This is a genomic window from Limnospira platensis NIES-39 (genome assembly GCF_026000695.1).
Lineage (GTDB): Bacteria > Cyanobacteriota > Cyanobacteriia > Cyanobacteriales > Microcoleaceae > Limnospira > Limnospira platensis.
Map to the genome: position 1 here is coordinate 6,296,105 of NZ_AP026945.1, position 15,336 is coordinate 6,311,440.

A 15,336-nucleotide genomic window follows, 5' to 3' on the forward strand; every position below is an offset into this window, starting at 1 on the left:
AAAAACTAATGAAAAATCAGCCCCACCCTCGGAAAGTGCTTGGAGAAATAATTGCTAAAGATCCAAACTTGTTGCAAGATAGGCAAAGATGCGAAGCATATTTGCGAGATATGTGTCCTGCTTATAAACGCGAAATCAAAATTTTAATTGATGCACATAGGGAGGGAGTACCTAATGATTTGATTTCAAGCAAGCTTCCGCCTGAATTATCTATACAAAATATTTCTCAAAAATTGCAAAATAACTGTGGATTGTCTCTCGAAATGTCTAAATGGGCGGTCGATTCATGGGCAATTGCACTAAAAATAATTGGTGTCTCATCTACTCATAGCTCTGGATTAGGAACTCCTAAAATGACAAAAAAGCACGACATAAAAGTGACAGTTATATCTTTCATACTGGCAACCTTTTCGCTGTTTATTTTGATGGTATTTGGATATAAATATTTTGGATATCCTAAATTTTTATCCCGTCAATATGAAGCTCACGAACCAATTTCTACAAATTTATATAACTTAGAAAGTTCGTTTCCTCAAGAGCAATACTCTAAGTATATAGAATTAGCGAAAAAAAATATTTTATCTTTCCCGGACACAGCACATATAAGGTATTCGCTAGGAACAAATGAGCCAATTAGTTTGAACAACAATCATACAACTAACCTCAATAACAATTTAAATCTAGAAGCCATTGGATATTTAGATGCTTCTGGTGAGCAAGCCTTACCATTTACAAAGCAGGATATATTACAGCTAATTGATGAATTATCTGACAGAATGAATAACAACTCTATTCAGGAATCCGATACAGTAGAAGTTTTAAGCTTAGTCTGTATTGAAGCAAACAGTAACACAATTTATCTGATGAAAAATATTAGTATCCAAGCAATTTTAAGAGATATAGTTAATTCAGCAGTTAACGAAGGCTTAACATTTTTAGAGTCGGATATTGACTTGACTCAATTAGAAATCAATCAGAACTCGCCATCATCAAATTTGATGTCTGGTCGGTATCAGTAATTTATAAAAGTTTTTGGAGGTAATGGTTCAGATAATAAAAACATATATATCCACCCTCCCAATTCAAATGGATTTTGTCTAAAATGAAGTTTAGGTCACTCTCAGGCAATCTCAACTATAACCCCTAAAACTAAAGTTGCTTGCTTTCCATTTTGATTTTTACTGGAAGAACAAATCGCATGAAAAAATCCTCTGTCTGGAAAAAAATAGCCTTGGCTTTCTCGTTTGTAATTTCTTTAGCCCTGATTATAAGCTTATCCAAGCCATCAAATGCAATTGACTCTCGTTATCAGAATTTAATTGACTTAGGAATTATTGACGCTGTAGCCACACCTCATGAACTAGGATTAGACCAGCTAGGACAACAACCCGTAGATTTAAGTGCGAACCCTAGCTTAATGAATTCTATAAGGCGTGTGAACAGAGAGGTTATGCAAATGCCTGAAAATGCTAGATTGATATTTCCTATTGGGACTAACTCTCCTATTAAAATGGGAGATATTCCACAGGATACAGGTCATCAAGCCGATTCAAGAAGTGATGAATATGAAGGTGAAGGTTATGTAGATGGCAGCGGAAACCCTCAATCTTTTACAGCGGGAGATGGAGTTGAAATGACAACAGCAGAGTTACTTGGTAACGGTAGCATTGCTATGGATTTTAACTCTCAACATATTTTAGTAGCTGATGCAAGCCGTACATTTTTACAAGTACGACGCTATCCAACTATTAATCTGATAGTTCGCAACAAGCGGACTGGAACAAGAGCAGTAATGGTAAATACAAACTTGAATGCAGTTTGCCGAGATTTATTAAATGCTGTTTTAAACAGCAACTTGCGCAGTTCTTAACCGTTCAAGTTCGGTCACCTTTCACTTGATAAGATTATCAAGTGAAAGGTGGCTTATTTTGAATCAACAAAAACAATCGATGCAGTTCAAATTAATCTAGTTTAGATTGTAGTTAAGCGCGTCACTACAGTGACTTGCCTCTGACGTTAAGTTTTAAAGAATCACCAAAAATATCATGAAAAAATCCGCTTTCTGGAAAAGATTAGCCTTGGCTTTCTCGTTTCTAATTTCTTTAGTAATGATTATAAGCTTATCCAAGACTACAAATGCAATTGACTCTAGTTATCATAATTTCATTGGCTTGGGAATTATTGAGGCTGTATATACACCTCATGAACTAAATGAACTAGGGTTCAAACAGCTAGGAAAACAACCAGTATATTTAAGTGCGAATCCTAGCTTAATGAGGGCTATAAAGCGTGTGAACAGAGAGCTTATGCAAATGCCTGAAAATGCTAAATTATCATTTCCTGTTGGTACTAACTCTCCTATTAGAATTGGAGAAATTCCAAATGATACCGGTCATCAAGTAGATTCAAGAAGTGATGAATATGAAGCTACAGGTTATGTAGATAGCAGCGGAAACGCTCAATCTATTACAGCGGGAGATGGAGCTGCAATGACAAGAGCAGCATTGTCAGGCACTGGTCACCTCCTAAGACACCAGTGTTCATTGTCAAGATCCGAGTTAAGTTGCCAAGGTAACACTTCTACTGATTTTAACTCTCAACATATTTTAGTAGCTGATGCAAGCCGTATATTTTTACAAGCACGACGCTATCCAACTATTAATCTGATAGTTCGCCACAAGCGCACAGGAAGACAAGCGGTAATAGTCAATGCTAACTTGTATGCAGTTAAACGAGATTTATTAAACGCTGTTTTAAACCAAACTTTACGAATATATTAATTGGTAAATTTTTTCAACTATCAATAAAATAAGCAATGAAACTTTTGTTAATCTTCTTGTTAACGTCCATCTTAAATTTTTCTATTTTTTTTGATTTGACATACCTCTTTGAAAATCATTTTACGGATACTATTAATGATATGTATATTCAAGAAAAAATCTACAATTTAATTGATTTTAAGTCGTCAAATATAAGCTTAATAGACATAAAAAAATATAGTAAAGTTTCTAAGAAAGAGTTGCTAAAACTTAGCTCTGTTTTCAGAGATATCGCTAGAGCTTTAGGATCTGGGTTTTCAACAAAGGATATTTTTTATGACAAATATTCAGAAATTTCCATGACCAATAATGAGATAATAAATATTTTATACAGTGCTAGTCATATTAAAGATTCTCAAGGAGATTGGGTTTCGTTAACCGTGGGACAATCACTAAAACTGATCACTCAACAACTTAATTACTTGGAAAACTTAGAATCCAAAAAAACAATTGATTTGTTGATTAAAGATAATACAAACAATCATGATCAACAAATTCTTAACGTTCCTTTAGATTACTATTGCCAAAGCATACTTCAAAAACTTAAATTATGACTAAGGAAACTCTCGACCGAGCAATATGTCGATTTTTATGTCTTTAGAAGTTCAATTTAGTTTGGAAATCTTTTGGCGATAATTGATTTTAATAAGAAATTCATATAAATTAATCTATGCAGTTAAACTTAATCTAGTTTACAATGAAGTGGTAATTGATAACGTTACAACATTTACCGACTTCTGACGTTTTGTTAAAATTACAAAAAATCTCATGAAAAAATACTCTCTGTTGAGAACATTGGCTTTAGCTTTATCATTTTTAATTTCTTTAGCACTGATTATAAATGTATCAAAGCCCTCAGATGCAATTGACTCTGGTTACCAGAATTTAATTGACTTAAGAACTATTTATGCTGTAGCTACGCCTCATGAATTAGGGTTAGATCAGCTAGGACAACAACCCGTAGATTTAAGTACGAGTCCTAGCTTAATGAGTTCTATCAATCGTGTGCGCCGCCAGCTTATGCAAATGCCTGAAGATGCTAAATTGTTATTTCCTGTTGGTACTAACTCTCCTATTAGAATCGGAGAGCTTCAGCGAGACAGAGGTCATCAAGCAGATTCAATGAGTGATGAATATGAAGCTGTAGCCTATGAAGATAGTAGTGGGAATATTCAACTTCTTACAGCGCAAGATGGTGTTTACATGACAACTGCTGAGTATAACAATAGAGGGAATATTGCTAGTGATTTAAATTCCCAGAATATTTTAGTAGCTGATGCAAGCAATACATTTGTACAAGCACGACGATATCCAAATATTAATCTGATAGTTCGCAACAAGCGCACAGGAAGATTCTGGAAAATTACCAACGCCAACTTGAATGCAGTTTGCCGAGATTTATTAAATGCTGTTTTAAACAGAAATTTACGCAGAATTTAGGATTTAAAATTATGGGAAATATAACCTGAATCATGCTTATGTTTGTGAAGTTTATTTTAAGCCTAGTAATAATTTTTGGGGTGATTTTCTCTGTCGAACAACCAGTTCTTTCTGCCAATGATCCTGAGCATACTTATTTGGATATGCAGCTTAGGCAGTTAATTAATTCGATCGCCCCTAATAATAGTGGTTATCAGTATTTTATTCTACCTGATTCAGAAAATCTTAGTGCAATACCTTTTGATCCTCAAAATGAATTAACAAAAGAAAAAATTTATCTTGGTCAAATGCTGTTCCATGAAACGGCTTTGTCTATTAATCCAATTAATAGTAAACATTGGCAGGAAGCAAGCTGTGCATCTTGTCATTTTGCAGAAGCTGGATTTAGATCAAATTTGCCACAAGCATTAGGAACAGGAGGAATAGGAGCAGGTAAATTGCGACATCCAGATCCCGATGCTTTCCCTGCTGAAATTGATAAGCAAAATATTTTAGCTCCATCTGTATTAAACAGTGCTTACCAAAAAGCAATGTTATGGAATGGGCGTGCAGGCTCTACTGGAGTTAATGGCAAAGAGAAGCTAATTCAGAGCTTCGATATTAATAGATTTAAGCTGGATGGGTTAGAAACCCAGGCCATTAGTGCAATGAACGTCCATAAATTAGGAACAGCCGCGATCGCTCTCATACCTGAATACCAAAAGCTATTTGCTAGTGCTTTTCCTGATCGCCCTTATGTAGGATCAGAAGTTGAAGACTTGAAACGAGCAGGATTAGCAATTGCAGCTTATGAGCGGACTTTATTAAGTAATGAAGCGCCTTTTCAAAAATGGCTAAAAGGTAATAAAATGGCTATGTCAAAAAATCAAATTAGAGGCGCAATTACCTTTTTTAGTTCATCTTGTGTTCACTGTCATACTGGATCAAACTTAGCACGAGACGAATTTTATGCAGTAGGCTTTGATGACCATCCAAAAGATTGGACTGGATTAAATTTAGGGAGAGGTACAGCTACACAACGAGCCAAGGATGACTTTAAGTTCAAGGTTCCGCCGCTTTACAATTTAATAGATAGCTCTCCTTATGGTCATGGTGCATCTTTGACAACTGTACGACAAATTGTTGAATACTTTAATAATGCAAAACCTCAAAAGATGGAGGCTAAATATTCTGGTAACTTAAGTATATTTTTTAAGCCTCTTAACCTAACTAATAAGCAAGTTGATGATTTAACTTATTTTGTAGAAACTGGATTACGAGATCCTAATTTAATTCGGTATGTTCCAAGCAAAATCCCTAGTAGCTTGTGTTTTCCAAACAATGATGATTTGTCAAGAAAACAATTAAATTGTGATTAATTTTTGAGTAAAATAATCAAATTATATTTGAATCTTTAAAGCCATTCAAGATAATTATACCGATTTAAAAATTATGTTTTAATGACTCTATCCTTTTGGATTTATAAAGTCAAATATGTTTTGTTTGGTTAGGTAAATTAAGAGTTTATTTTAGAATTATTTATTATGACAATAGTTGAACTTGCACTATTTATAGCCCTTTTAGTTTTTGTAATTTTATTGGTCGCAACAATTTTAAATAATCCTTCAGAATTTTATACTAAAACACCGTGGTTTGAGATTACATTATATGTTAAATATCGGGCAAGTAAATTGAATGATTGGCTACTGCCACCTCCAGGATATACTCTTTTTCGTTTGCCTAATCACAATAATTTAATCTCTTTTAAGTATCACTGTTTTATGAATACTATTGCTGTAATTGTTAGTGTATTTACTTGTGTCTTAACTTTGATGATCTTGGCAGAGTTAAAACAAATTTTATTGGTAAAATTAATTCATCAAATTGTTTGGGGTTTACCCACCTATTGGTTTTTTTATTTATTTTCAATGCCTTGTATTTTTTTGTTAATCAAGAAACTATAAGTTTCTTGGTTAAGAGCTTTATTAATTATTCATATTGTCTTATTTGTTAATGGTAGATTTAATGAATTATTGTGGGAATACAAAATTATAACTGAAGATATAACTCTGATTGTTATTTTTTTTGAAATTCAAATTTTTTGGTTAAGCTTATGCAGTTGGATTAATTACAAATTACAGTGGGATTAGGTTGGAAAAAACAACTTTAGGGTAATTATTTACGACATGATATTTGCCATTTTTGATAAAAAATAAATTGATTATATGATTATATATAAATTGATTATATTTATTGGGAGATGAACATTTTGCCAGAACGGCTATGTAGCGATTTGGGCTGGGTGAAACCCAGTGAAACCCAACCAGCGAGAGTGCCGTTTTCCGACCCCTAACCTACTACTAAACTTATGATGATCGCGGGTTGGCGAGGCAGTAGCAATGATAGGTTGGCTTTGGTTTTACCCACTGTAAAATTCATATATATAGCGGCACAGTTTTCTATTCTTATAGGATAGGTAAAATCCGGGTATTTGTCAAGGTAAAATATCAGCCATGTAGGTTGAGTGAAACTCAACATCAGTTAGAGATGGTAGGGTTGGGTTTCGTGACCTCCACCCAACCTACTCCACTTGGGGGAAAGTGCGATCGCCTAATTTTCTACCACTTCCCAAAACCCCAGCCATGTGGGTTGGGTGAAACCCAACATCAGTAGGTTGGGTGAAACGCAGTGAAACCCAACAGCAGTTAGATATAGTGCGATCGCCTAATTTTCTACCACTTCCCAAAACCCCAGCCATGTGGGTTGGGTGAAACCCAACATCAGTAGGTTGGGTGAAACGCAGTGAAACCCAACAGCAGTTAGATATAGTGCGATCGCCTAATTTTCTCGGACTTCCCAAAACCCCAGCCATGTAGGTTGGGTGAAACCCAACATCAGTAGGTTGGGTGAAACGCAGTGAAACCCAACAGCAGTTAGATATAGTGCGATCGCCTAATTTTCTCATACTTCCCAAAACCCCAGCCATGTAGGTTGGGTGAAACGCAGTGAAACCCAACAGCAGTAGGTTAGGTGAAACGCAGTGAAACCCAACAGCAGTTAGATATAGTAGCCTTGAGGTTTCGTGCCCAGCGTAGAACCTACAAGCCACTCAATTGCTGCGATATAATTACTCAAAAACTGCAATTCTGCTTCTAACCGTTAAAAAACAGTCTCTGATAGTTGTCCGGTGAGTAAACCAGGCGGGTGAGAATTTCAGCTTTTTTTAGTGGTCATGGTTGCCAATCTATCCTCATTGTAGACATGATCAGGTTCATCACCTGCAAATCAATCACATCTATTCTTTCCCCATAATCTCCCGCAGAAATACTAATGATATATCGTCCATTAGGATGTATTAGCCGCCCATACCGATAACGCTCAGGATAACTCGTTTGCACTATATAAATTACCGCCTCCTGTCCCGCAATAGTCGTAAAATTAGACTCTAAAATCTGGCTGTAACTGCTTCCAGTAGCCGCATTGCGTAAAATATCACGAACATTGCCGATATTGCTAGGACGTGGTTCAATGGTAACTCTCACGTCGGAAACTTGGTGTCCATAGCCTCTCATTCCTTCCCTTCTCCCACATTCCAAAAACTCGACATCAGTAGGGTTACGAACGGCAATAGATAACTGTTGGCGATGTCCTCTCTCACTTCGTAGTTCCGTGTAATAATTAGCTGGAATATCAAAGCGCAAGCCATATTCACGGTTAATAATTTGGCGGCGACGTTGGGAGGGTCGTTCTTGGTTATCATTAGAACAGGGTGATGGACGCTGCGACTGCGCCGGAGTGGCTAACAACAGGTAGCTACTCATTAACGATATCACCGCATAAATTCCTAAGTTGAGCTTCATTTTCTCGAATTTTACCAATCATTAAGTTTTCAGGGCTAATCTTCTTTGTCGGTTCGGTGAAACTAGGGTGAAACCAATTTTTTCGGTCAGAGATGGTGGTGTTTGGTTTCACTGGGACACACACACTACAATTTTACTTTGACGGCGACAGTACGATTTATCTCTAGGTGACGCGCCCTACAGTAACTGAGGGGTTCCCCATAGTTAAGGGTTGAATCCCGGCCATAAAGCACCACTATACGCGCGAAACCGTCATTTTTATCAATAGACACCACAGGGGGAGAAATCGGGATCGCGCGGGGAAATAACCAGCCTAGATCATCCGTCGCGACGGCGCAGCCTGTCCCGCGCCCGGACTGATTCATCTGCTCTCCCAGTCAGATTCTAGGGGGGTTTTGCGATAAATATGCCACGATCATGGTTAAATTTTCTTAAAGTGATTCTAGTCGCACCTAGGTGCGCCAAAACTAACAACTATCAACGCCTGGGACTGAGTTAACGTTATGCGATCGCCAAACTTAATACATAGAACCAAAATTGTCGCCACCATTGGACCGGCGACACAAAAACCGGATGTACTCAAGGCGTTGATAGAAGCGGGAGCAACCACTTTGCGCTTGAATTTTTCCCACGGTAGCCATGAAGACCACCAGCGCAGCATTCGTTTGATTCGTCAGGTATCCTTTGAATTGAACAAGCCTGTAGGTATTCTTCAGGATTTACAAGGACCCAAGATTCGCTTAGGAAAATTCGAGAATGGGTCGATCAAATTGAACCGAGGTGATCACTTTATCCTCACCAGCCGTGACCTTCCTGGAAACGAGGAGATCTCCTCTGTTACCTACGAACCTCTCGCTGATGAAGTCCCCGATGGCGCGACCATTCTTTTAGATGATGGTAAGGTCGAGATGCTGGTGGAAAAAGTAGACCGAGACAAGGGAGAACTACACTGTCGGGTAGTCGTCGGTGGTGTCCTCTCCAATAGTAAAGGGGTTAATTTTCCGGGGGTCTATCTCTCCATTAAAGCCATGACCGACAAAGACCGGCGCGATTTGATGTTTGGCTTAGATCAAGGGGTCGATTGGGTCGCCCTCAGTTTTGTCCGCAATCCCCAGGATGTCTTGGAAATTAAAGAATTGATTGCTAGTGCGGGTAAGGATGTCCCCGTCATCGCCAAAATCGAAAAACATGAGGCGATCGAACAAATGGAGGAGATTTTAGCCCTGTGTAATGGTGTGATGGTGGCGCGGGGTGATTTGGGGGTGGAGTTACCTGCTGAGGATGTGCCACTTTTGCAAAAACGTTTGATTGTCACGGCTAACCGCATGGGAATTCCGGTGATTACTGCTACTCAGATGCTTGATAGTATGGTGAGCAATCCTCGTCCGACTAGGGCGGAAATTTCCGATGTGGCTAATGCTATTCTTGATGGTACTGATGCCGTGATGCTCTCTAATGAAACGGCTGTGGGTCAGTTTCCCGTGGAAGCGGTGGCGACTATGGCTAGAATTGCTAACAGAATTGAACGAGATGGGATTACTCGTAATGTTCTCAAGGTGGAGGATACGGGGCGATCTATTCCTAATGCGATTAGTCAAGCTGTCAGTCAAATTGCGATTCAGTTAGATGCGGCGGCGATTATGACTTTAACTAAAACTGGCGCTACGGCGCGCAATGTCTCGAAGTTTCGCCCCCAAACTCCGATTTTGGCGATTACTCCCCATGTGGAGGTGGCGCGTCAGTTGAGTTTGGTTTGGGGGGTTAAACCGCTTTTGGTTTTGGATTTACCTTCTACGGATCAGACTTTCCAATCGGCGGTTAATGTGGCGCGGGAAAATAATTTTGTCGCTGATGGGGATTTGGTGGTGACTACTGCTGGGACTTTGCAGGGGGTCGCAGGTTCTACGGATTTGGTTAAGGTGGAAGTAGTGACGGCGGTTCTCGGTAAGGGAACTGCTATCGGTCAGGGAACTTTTACTGGTCGCGCTCGTGTGGTTAACCAGCCTTCTCAGGTGGGTGATTTTAACCCTGGAGAAATTTTGGTGGTTTCCCAAACTAATGCGGATTTTGTGGAGGTTATGCGTAAGGCGGCTGGTGTGGTGACGGAAGTTGATAGTTTGACTAGCCATGCGGCGGTTATTGGTTTGCGCCTCGGGGTTCCGGTGATTGTTGGGGTGAAAAATGCTACCCAGGTGATTCGTGATGGGGTGATTCTTACTTTGGATATGCAGCGGGGTGTGGTTTACTCGGGCGCAACTGCCTCGACTCCTGATCCTGTATAATCAGCGTTGACAAGTTTTTGGCTGGCGATCGCTCAATTATATTATGTGTTACAATGGGCTACTGTGCCGATGTAGCTCAGTGGTAGAGCACTCGATTCGTAATCGAGCGGTCGCGGGTTCAAATCCCGCCATCGGCTTTTGAAGCAATCTCTTATCCTGACTGCGATTATCGGAATTCACTTAACCCGATAGTCGCACCGCACCGTTACATTCAAAATGCACTCCATTCAGTCTTAGCACACGGGACAATTGGTGCATATCCCTTAGCAACAAATCTTAATTATTGACGGGTTAATCAATAAGCACAACTTAATCAATCTGTCAAATATCCATATCACCCCCATAACCGGACGCTGATAGGGTAGTTCCCTTGTGATACCCGTCAATGGCAAGCCTATCGGTTCGTACCTCACTCTTGACCGCTATCACATCGGTCACTTCCCCAATAGTGCTTATTCCGGTTATGGGGGGAGGGTATGTTTCAAAGCCAACACGATAGCCGTAGGTAGCCGTAGGGGGGAACCCGCTAAGTAATCAATGTACAAAGATATCAGACCGCCTTTCCGTGGACTAGACCTATAGGTAAACCTATGAGCGATCGCCTATCCGGTTATCTATGGGTCTGATTCATCATCTCCGGTGAGGGGAAACTATGAGCTATCATCTACCGGCTCCAACCCGATACCCCTAAACAACTTTTCAACTGGTGACAATTACCGAGATGGGAATCGATACCCACATAATTCTCAGCAAGTCTCCAATCTTTGTTGGCAATCACCCCGTGCGGAAACCGATACCAACATAATCAGTTCACCCCCAAAATCTTAGTCGTAGGTTGTAGGTAAAGCTATCTGTTAGGGGTAAAGTAGTTCTGGGTAATATCTGGACATGATAGGGTGAGCATTCATATAAACCCGTTACAGGCGTGTTGTAACGGGCTTGTATTCAAAAAATACATAGACACCCCCTACAGTCAGAAACCATAGGGGGCTATTAAGTTATTGAGTTAGGGGTTATCTGTTAGCTGTTAGGGCTTACGCCAACCATCATCATCAATATCATCTCTGTTGATTGGGAGATGGGGTGATGGCTTTTTATCTTCTAACTGTTTTTTACAAACTATCTGATCTAACAAATTTTTCAAAAACTCAAATAATACAGCCTTTACCCAAAACACAAAGTACAGTATAATGTATGGCTATTGTATAAGTGATCACAACCAACTACCATGAGCCGTTACTCTTTAGATTTTCGGAAAAAGATAGTAGAAGCCTATGAAAAAGGGGACACTTCTATCCGAAAAGTAGCGAAACGCTTTTTGGTGAGTCCAGACACGGTAAGGCGACTGGTCAAACAGTATCGATTAACGGGAGACTTATCTCCTCGTAAGTGCGGCACTAAAAAGAAAAGCATTTTATCTAAGCATGAGGAAGCCGTGATAGATATTGTAGAAGCCCACCCCGACCTGACCTTATGGCAATATAGTGAGAAGGTCAGAGAAAAGCTGGGCATAAATGTCAGTACGAGCATGATAGATAGATTTTTAAAGCAGCACGATATAAGCCTCAAAAAAAAACATACAGGAGCGAAAAAGTAGTAACAGAAGAAGTACAGAAAGCGCGAGTAGATTATTGGGAAATAATTAGAGATGTGGATACTGAAAAGCTTGTGTTGATTGATGGGTTTATGGGTAGGAATGAGGAGACCGTTAGCCAGAGCTACGAAAGGGAAAAAAGTGTATGAAATGCGGAAATCCTATCGAGGCAAAAAATGACAATAATTGGTGCAATTAAGCTCTCCGGAGTGGTGGCGACTCAAACATTAGAAGGGTCGATGAAAAAAGAGGATTTTCTCCAATTCATCAAGTTAGATTTATTGCCAAAATTAAAAAAAGGAGATGTAGTGGTAATGGATAACTTAAATTATCATCATGGAGTAGAAGTCAAATAAATGATAGAGTCAGTGGGAGTCAGGGTAGAATATCTGCCGGTGCATTCCCCTGAGTTTAACCCTATAGAGATGATGTGGTCACAGTTCAAAAGTTTAGTGTGCAAGTTCAGGACGGAGACAATGGAATTATTAGTGAGATTGGTAGAAGTGGCGGTAAGCCTTGTGGATTTACAGTGTTTGAATAACTGGTTTACCAAGTGTTGTTACTGTGCTTAATGATTGAGATAAAGGCTGTATTCAAGAAATCGTAGAAAAAGCCGGATGTTAAATTTGGTATTAGCCTGCTTATTCTCCGGACTTAAACAAAAACGGTTAGAGAATGCGTGGATGCATCATTCAACAATTGTCCTAACGTATATGCGTAGTGCTATATCAGAAAATGAGGCGATCGCACTTTCCCCCAAGTGGAGTAGGTTGGGTGGAGGTCACGAAACCCAACCCCACTATATCTAACTGATGTTGGGTTTCACTGCGTTTCACCCAACCTACATGGCTGCGGTTTTGGGAAGTCCGAGAAAATGAGGCGATCGCACTTTCCCCCAAGTGGAGTAGGTTGGGTGGAGGTCACGAAACCCAACCCCACTATATCTAACTGATGTTGGGTTTCACTGCGTTTCACCCAACCTACATGGCTGCGGTTTTGGGAAGTCCGAGAAAATGAGGCGATCGCACTTTCCCCCAAGTGGAGTAGGTTGGGTGGAGGTCACGAAACCCAACCCCACTATATCTAACTGATGTTGGGTTTCACTGCGTTTCACCCAACCTACATGGCTGCGGTTTTGGGAAGTCCGAGAAAATTAGGCGATCGCACTTTCCCCCAAGTGGAGTAGGTTGGGTGGAGGTCACGAAACCCAACCCCACTATATCTAACTGATGTTGGGTTTCACTGCGTTTCACCCAACCTACATGGCTGCGGTTTTGGGAAGTCCGAGAAAATTAGGCGATCGCACTTTCCCCCAAGTGGAGTAGGTTGGGTGGAGGTCACGAAACCCAACCCCACTATATCTAACTGATGTTGGGTTTCACTGCGTTTCACCCAACCTACATGGCTAGATGGGCGATCGCACTTTCCCCCAAGTGGAGTAGGTTGGGTGGAGGTCACGAAACCCAACCCCACTATATCTAACTGATGTTGGGTTTCACTGCGTTTCACCCAACCTACATGGCTGCGGTTTTGGGAAGTCCGAGAAAATTAGGCGATCGCACTTTCCCCCAAGTGGAGTAGTGGAGTAGGTTGGGTGGAGGTCACGAAACCCAACCCCACTATATCTAACTGATGTTGGGTTTCACTGCGTTTCACCCAACCTACATGGCTAGATGGGCGATCGCACTTTCCCCCAAGTGGAGTAGGTTGGGTGGAGGTCACGAAACCCAACCCCACTATATCTAACTGATGTTGGGTTTCACTGCGTTTCACCCAACCTACATGGCTGCGGTTTTGGGAAGTCCGAGAAAATTAGGCGATCGCACTTTCCCCCAAGTGGAGTAGGTTGGGTGGAGGTCACGAAACCCAACCCCACTATATCTAACTGATGTTGGGTTTCACTGCGTTTCACCCAACCTACATGGCTGCGGTTTTGGGAAGTCCGAGAAAATTAGGCGATCGCACTTTCCCCCAAGTGGAGTAGGTTGGGTGGAGGTCACGAAACCCAACCCCACTATATCTAACTGATGTTGGGTTTCACTGCGTTTCACCCAACCTACATGGCTAGATGGGCGATCGCACTTTCCCCCAAGTGGAGTAGGTTGGGTGGAGGTCACGAAACCCAACCCCACTATATCTAACTGATGTTGGGTTTCACTGCGTTTCACCCAACCTACATGGCTAGATGGGCGATCGCACTTTCCCCCAAGTGGAGTAGGTTGGGTGGAGGTCACGAAACCCAACCCCACTATATCTAACTGATGTTGGGTTTCACTGCGTTTCACCCAACCTACATGGCTAGATGGGCGATCGCACTTTCCCCCAAGTGGAGTAGGTTGGGTGGAGGTCACGAAACCCAACCCTACTATATCTAACTGATGTTGGGTTTCACTGCGTTTCACCCAACCTACATGGCTAGATGGGCGATCGCACTTTCCCCCAAGTGGAGTAGGTTGGGTGGAGGTCACGAAACCCAACCCTACTATATCTAACTGCTGTTGGGTTTCACTGCGTTTCACCCAACCTACATGGCTAGATGGGCGATCGCACTTTCCCCCAAGTGGAGTAGGTTGGGTGGAGGTACGAAACCCAACACCACCATCTCTCAGTTATGTTGGGTTTCACTACGTTTCACCCAACCCACATGGCTGCGGTTTTGGGAAGTCCGAGAAAATTAGGCGATCGCACTATATCTAACTGCTGTTGGGTTTCACTGCGTTTCACCCAACCTACATGGCTAGATGGGCGATCGCACTTTCCCCCAAGTGGAGTAGGTTGGGTGGAGGTCACGAAACCCAACCCTACTATATCTAACTGCTGTTGGGTTTCACTGCGTTTCACCCAACCTACATGGCTACATGGCTACATGGGCGATCGCACTTTCCCCAAGTGGTAGGTTGGGTGGAGGTACGAAACCCAACACCACCATCTCTCAGTTATGTTGGGTTTCACTACGTTTCACCCAACCTACATGGCTGGGGTTTTGGGGAGTGGTAGAAAATCAGGCGATCGCACTATATCTAACTGCTGTTGGGTTTCACTGCGTTTCACCCAACCTACTGATGTTGGGTTTCACCCAACCCACATGGCTGGGGTTTTGGGAAGTCCGAGAAAATTAGGCGATCGCACTATATCTAACTGCTGTTGGGTTTCACTGCGTTTCACCCAACCTACTGATGTTGGGTTTCACCCAACCTACATGGCTGGGGTTTTGGGAAGTGGTAGAAAATTAGGCGATCGCACTTTCCCCAAGTGGAGTAGGTTGGGTGGAGGTCACGAAACCCAACCCCACTATATCTAACTGCTGTTGGGTTTCACTGCGTTTCACCCAACCTACTGCTGTTGGGTTTCACCCAACCTAC

The 15,336-nt window shown here is 41.3% G+C and carries 14 protein-coding genes, 1 tRNA gene and 1 pseudogene; 12 read left to right on the forward strand and 4 right to left on the reverse strand.

The genetic code is table 11. The features are described from left to right. Positions 1–8 precede the first annotated feature (8 nt). From N39L_RS30915 to N39L_RS30945, 7 genes are all read left to right on the forward strand, one after another. Entirely contained in the window at positions 9–1,019 is a 1,011-nt protein-coding gene (locus N39L_RS30915) for a hypothetical protein (RefSeq protein ID WP_006617037.1), read from the forward strand. A gap of 140 nt (positions 1,020–1,159) precedes the next feature. Continuing rightward, positions 1,160–1,870 carry a hypothetical protein gene (locus N39L_RS30920; RefSeq protein ID WP_231852038.1) on the forward strand — a complete coding sequence of 237 codons (711 nt, stop codon included), beginning with the start codon at positions 1,160–1,162 and terminating at the stop codon, positions 1,868–1,870. A 175-nt stretch (positions 1,871–2,045) separates the two neighbouring features. Then, on the forward strand, positions 2,046–2,780 hold the full coding sequence (locus tag N39L_RS30925; RefSeq protein WP_014277320.1) for a hypothetical protein: 735 nt from the start codon (positions 2,046–2,048) through the stop codon (positions 2,778–2,780). A 140-nt stretch (positions 2,781–2,920) separates the two neighbouring features. Next, positions 2,921–3,373, forward strand: a complete 453-nt coding sequence (locus N39L_RS30930) for a hypothetical protein (protein WP_014277321.1) — start codon at positions 2,921–2,923, stop codon at positions 3,371–3,373. A gap of 214 nt (positions 3,374–3,587) precedes the next feature. Continuing rightward, positions 3,588–4,259, forward strand: coding sequence for a hypothetical protein (locus N39L_RS30935; RefSeq protein WP_014277322.1), 672 nt, complete (start codon positions 3,588–3,590; stop codon positions 4,257–4,259). Between the two features lie 32 nt (positions 4,260–4,291). Continuing rightward, positions 4,292–5,617, forward strand: coding sequence for a cytochrome-c peroxidase (locus N39L_RS30940; RefSeq protein ID WP_231852039.1), 1,326 nt, complete (start codon positions 4,292–4,294; stop codon positions 5,615–5,617). Positions 5,618–5,782: 165 nt separating this feature from the next. Further along, positions 5,783–6,202, forward strand: a complete 420-nt coding sequence (locus N39L_RS30945) for a hypothetical protein (protein WP_006617031.1) — start codon at positions 5,783–5,785, stop codon at positions 6,200–6,202. A 617-nt stretch (positions 6,203–6,819) separates the two neighbouring features. Here N39L_RS30945 and N39L_RS30950 read toward each other — a convergent pair. Both N39L_RS30950 and N39L_RS30955 read right to left on the reverse strand, forming a co-directional pair. Further along, a complete protein-coding gene (locus tag N39L_RS30950) occupies positions 6,820–7,224 on the reverse strand; it encodes a hypothetical protein (RefSeq protein WP_014277323.1) in 405 nt (134 codons plus the stop codon). 244 nt (positions 7,225–7,468) lie between these two features. After that, a complete protein-coding gene (locus tag N39L_RS30955) occupies positions 7,469–8,098 on the reverse strand; it encodes a hypothetical protein (RefSeq protein WP_035735611.1) in 630 nt (209 codons plus the stop codon). Between the two features lie 503 nt (positions 8,099–8,601). On the opposite strand from N39L_RS30955, the gene pyk reads away from it, so the two are divergent. The 3 genes and pseudogenes from pyk to N39L_RS30970 all read left to right on the forward strand — a co-directional run bounded on the left by pyk (position 8,602) and on the right by N39L_RS30970 (position 12,546). Then, positions 8,602–10,380, forward strand: a complete 1,779-nt coding sequence (gene pyk, locus N39L_RS30960) for a pyruvate kinase (RefSeq protein ID WP_014277326.1) — start codon at positions 8,602–8,604, stop codon at positions 10,378–10,380. A gap of 65 nt (positions 10,381–10,445) precedes the next feature. Continuing rightward, positions 10,446–10,517, forward strand: a tRNA-Thr gene (locus tag N39L_RS30965). 1,091 nt (positions 10,518–11,608) lie between these two features. Next, positions 11,609–12,546 (forward strand): annotated as a pseudogene (locus N39L_RS30970) (IS630 family transposase). A 976-nt stretch (positions 12,547–13,522) separates the two neighbouring features. On the opposite strand, the gene N39L_RS30975 reads toward N39L_RS30970, so the two are convergent. Together N39L_RS30975 and N39L_RS30980 are read right to left on the reverse strand one after the other, a co-directional pair. Beyond that, complete coding sequence (locus tag N39L_RS30975; protein ID WP_202070248.1) at positions 13,523–13,696, reverse strand: hypothetical protein; 174 nt, start codon at positions 13,694–13,696, stop codon at positions 13,523–13,525. 176 nt (positions 13,697–13,872) lie between these two features. Then, entirely contained in the window at positions 13,873–14,493 is a 621-nt protein-coding gene (locus N39L_RS30980; protein WP_202070249.1) for a hypothetical protein, read from the reverse strand. 92 nt (positions 14,494–14,585) lie between these two features. Between N39L_RS30980 and N39L_RS30985 the strand changes: the two genes are divergently transcribed. Together N39L_RS30985 and N39L_RS30990 are read left to right on the forward strand one after the other, a co-directional pair. After that, positions 14,586–14,870, forward strand: coding sequence for a hypothetical protein (locus N39L_RS30985; RefSeq protein ID WP_434221518.1), 285 nt, complete (start codon positions 14,586–14,588; stop codon positions 14,868–14,870). A 42-nt stretch (positions 14,871–14,912) separates the two neighbouring features. Beyond that, positions 14,913–15,275, forward strand: a complete 363-nt coding sequence (locus N39L_RS30990; protein ID WP_152088573.1) for a hypothetical protein — start codon at positions 14,913–14,915, stop codon at positions 15,273–15,275. Positions 15,276–15,336 lie beyond the last annotated feature (61 nt).

Coding starts and splice junctions, on each gene's coding strand:
- N39L_RS30990 (WP_152088573.1), top strand. CDS start 14,913: ATGTTGGGTTTCACTACGTTTCACCCAACCTACATGGCTGGGGTTTTG.
- N39L_RS30945 (WP_006617031.1), top strand. CDS start 5,783: ATGACAATAGTTGAACTTGCACTATTTATAGCCCTTTTAGTTTTTGTA.
- N39L_RS30940 (WP_231852039.1), top strand. CDS start 4,292: ATGCTTATGTTTGTGAAGTTTATTTTAAGCCTAGTAATAATTTTTGGG.
- N39L_RS30955 (WP_035735611.1), bottom strand. CDS start 8,098: ATGAAGCTCAACTTAGGAATTTATGCGGTGATATCGTTAATGAGTAGC.
- pyk (WP_014277326.1), top strand. CDS start 8,602: ATGCGATCGCCAAACTTAATACATAGAACCAAAATTGTCGCCACCATT.
- N39L_RS30950 (WP_014277323.1), bottom strand. CDS start 7,224: ATGGCTGGGGTTTTGGGAAGTATGAGAAAATTAGGCGATCGCACTATA.
- N39L_RS30925 (WP_014277320.1), top strand. CDS start 2,046: ATGAAAAAATCCGCTTTCTGGAAAAGATTAGCCTTGGCTTTCTCGTTT.
- N39L_RS30930 (WP_014277321.1), top strand. CDS start 2,921: ATGTATATTCAAGAAAAAATCTACAATTTAATTGATTTTAAGTCGTCA.
- N39L_RS30935 (WP_014277322.1), top strand. CDS start 3,588: ATGAAAAAATACTCTCTGTTGAGAACATTGGCTTTAGCTTTATCATTT.
- N39L_RS30915 (WP_006617037.1), top strand. CDS start 9: ATGAAAAATCAGCCCCACCCTCGGAAAGTGCTTGGAGAAATAATTGCT.
- N39L_RS30985 (WP_434221518.1), top strand. CDS start 14,586: ATGTTGGGTTTCACTACGTTTCACCCAACCCACATGGCTGCGGTTTTG.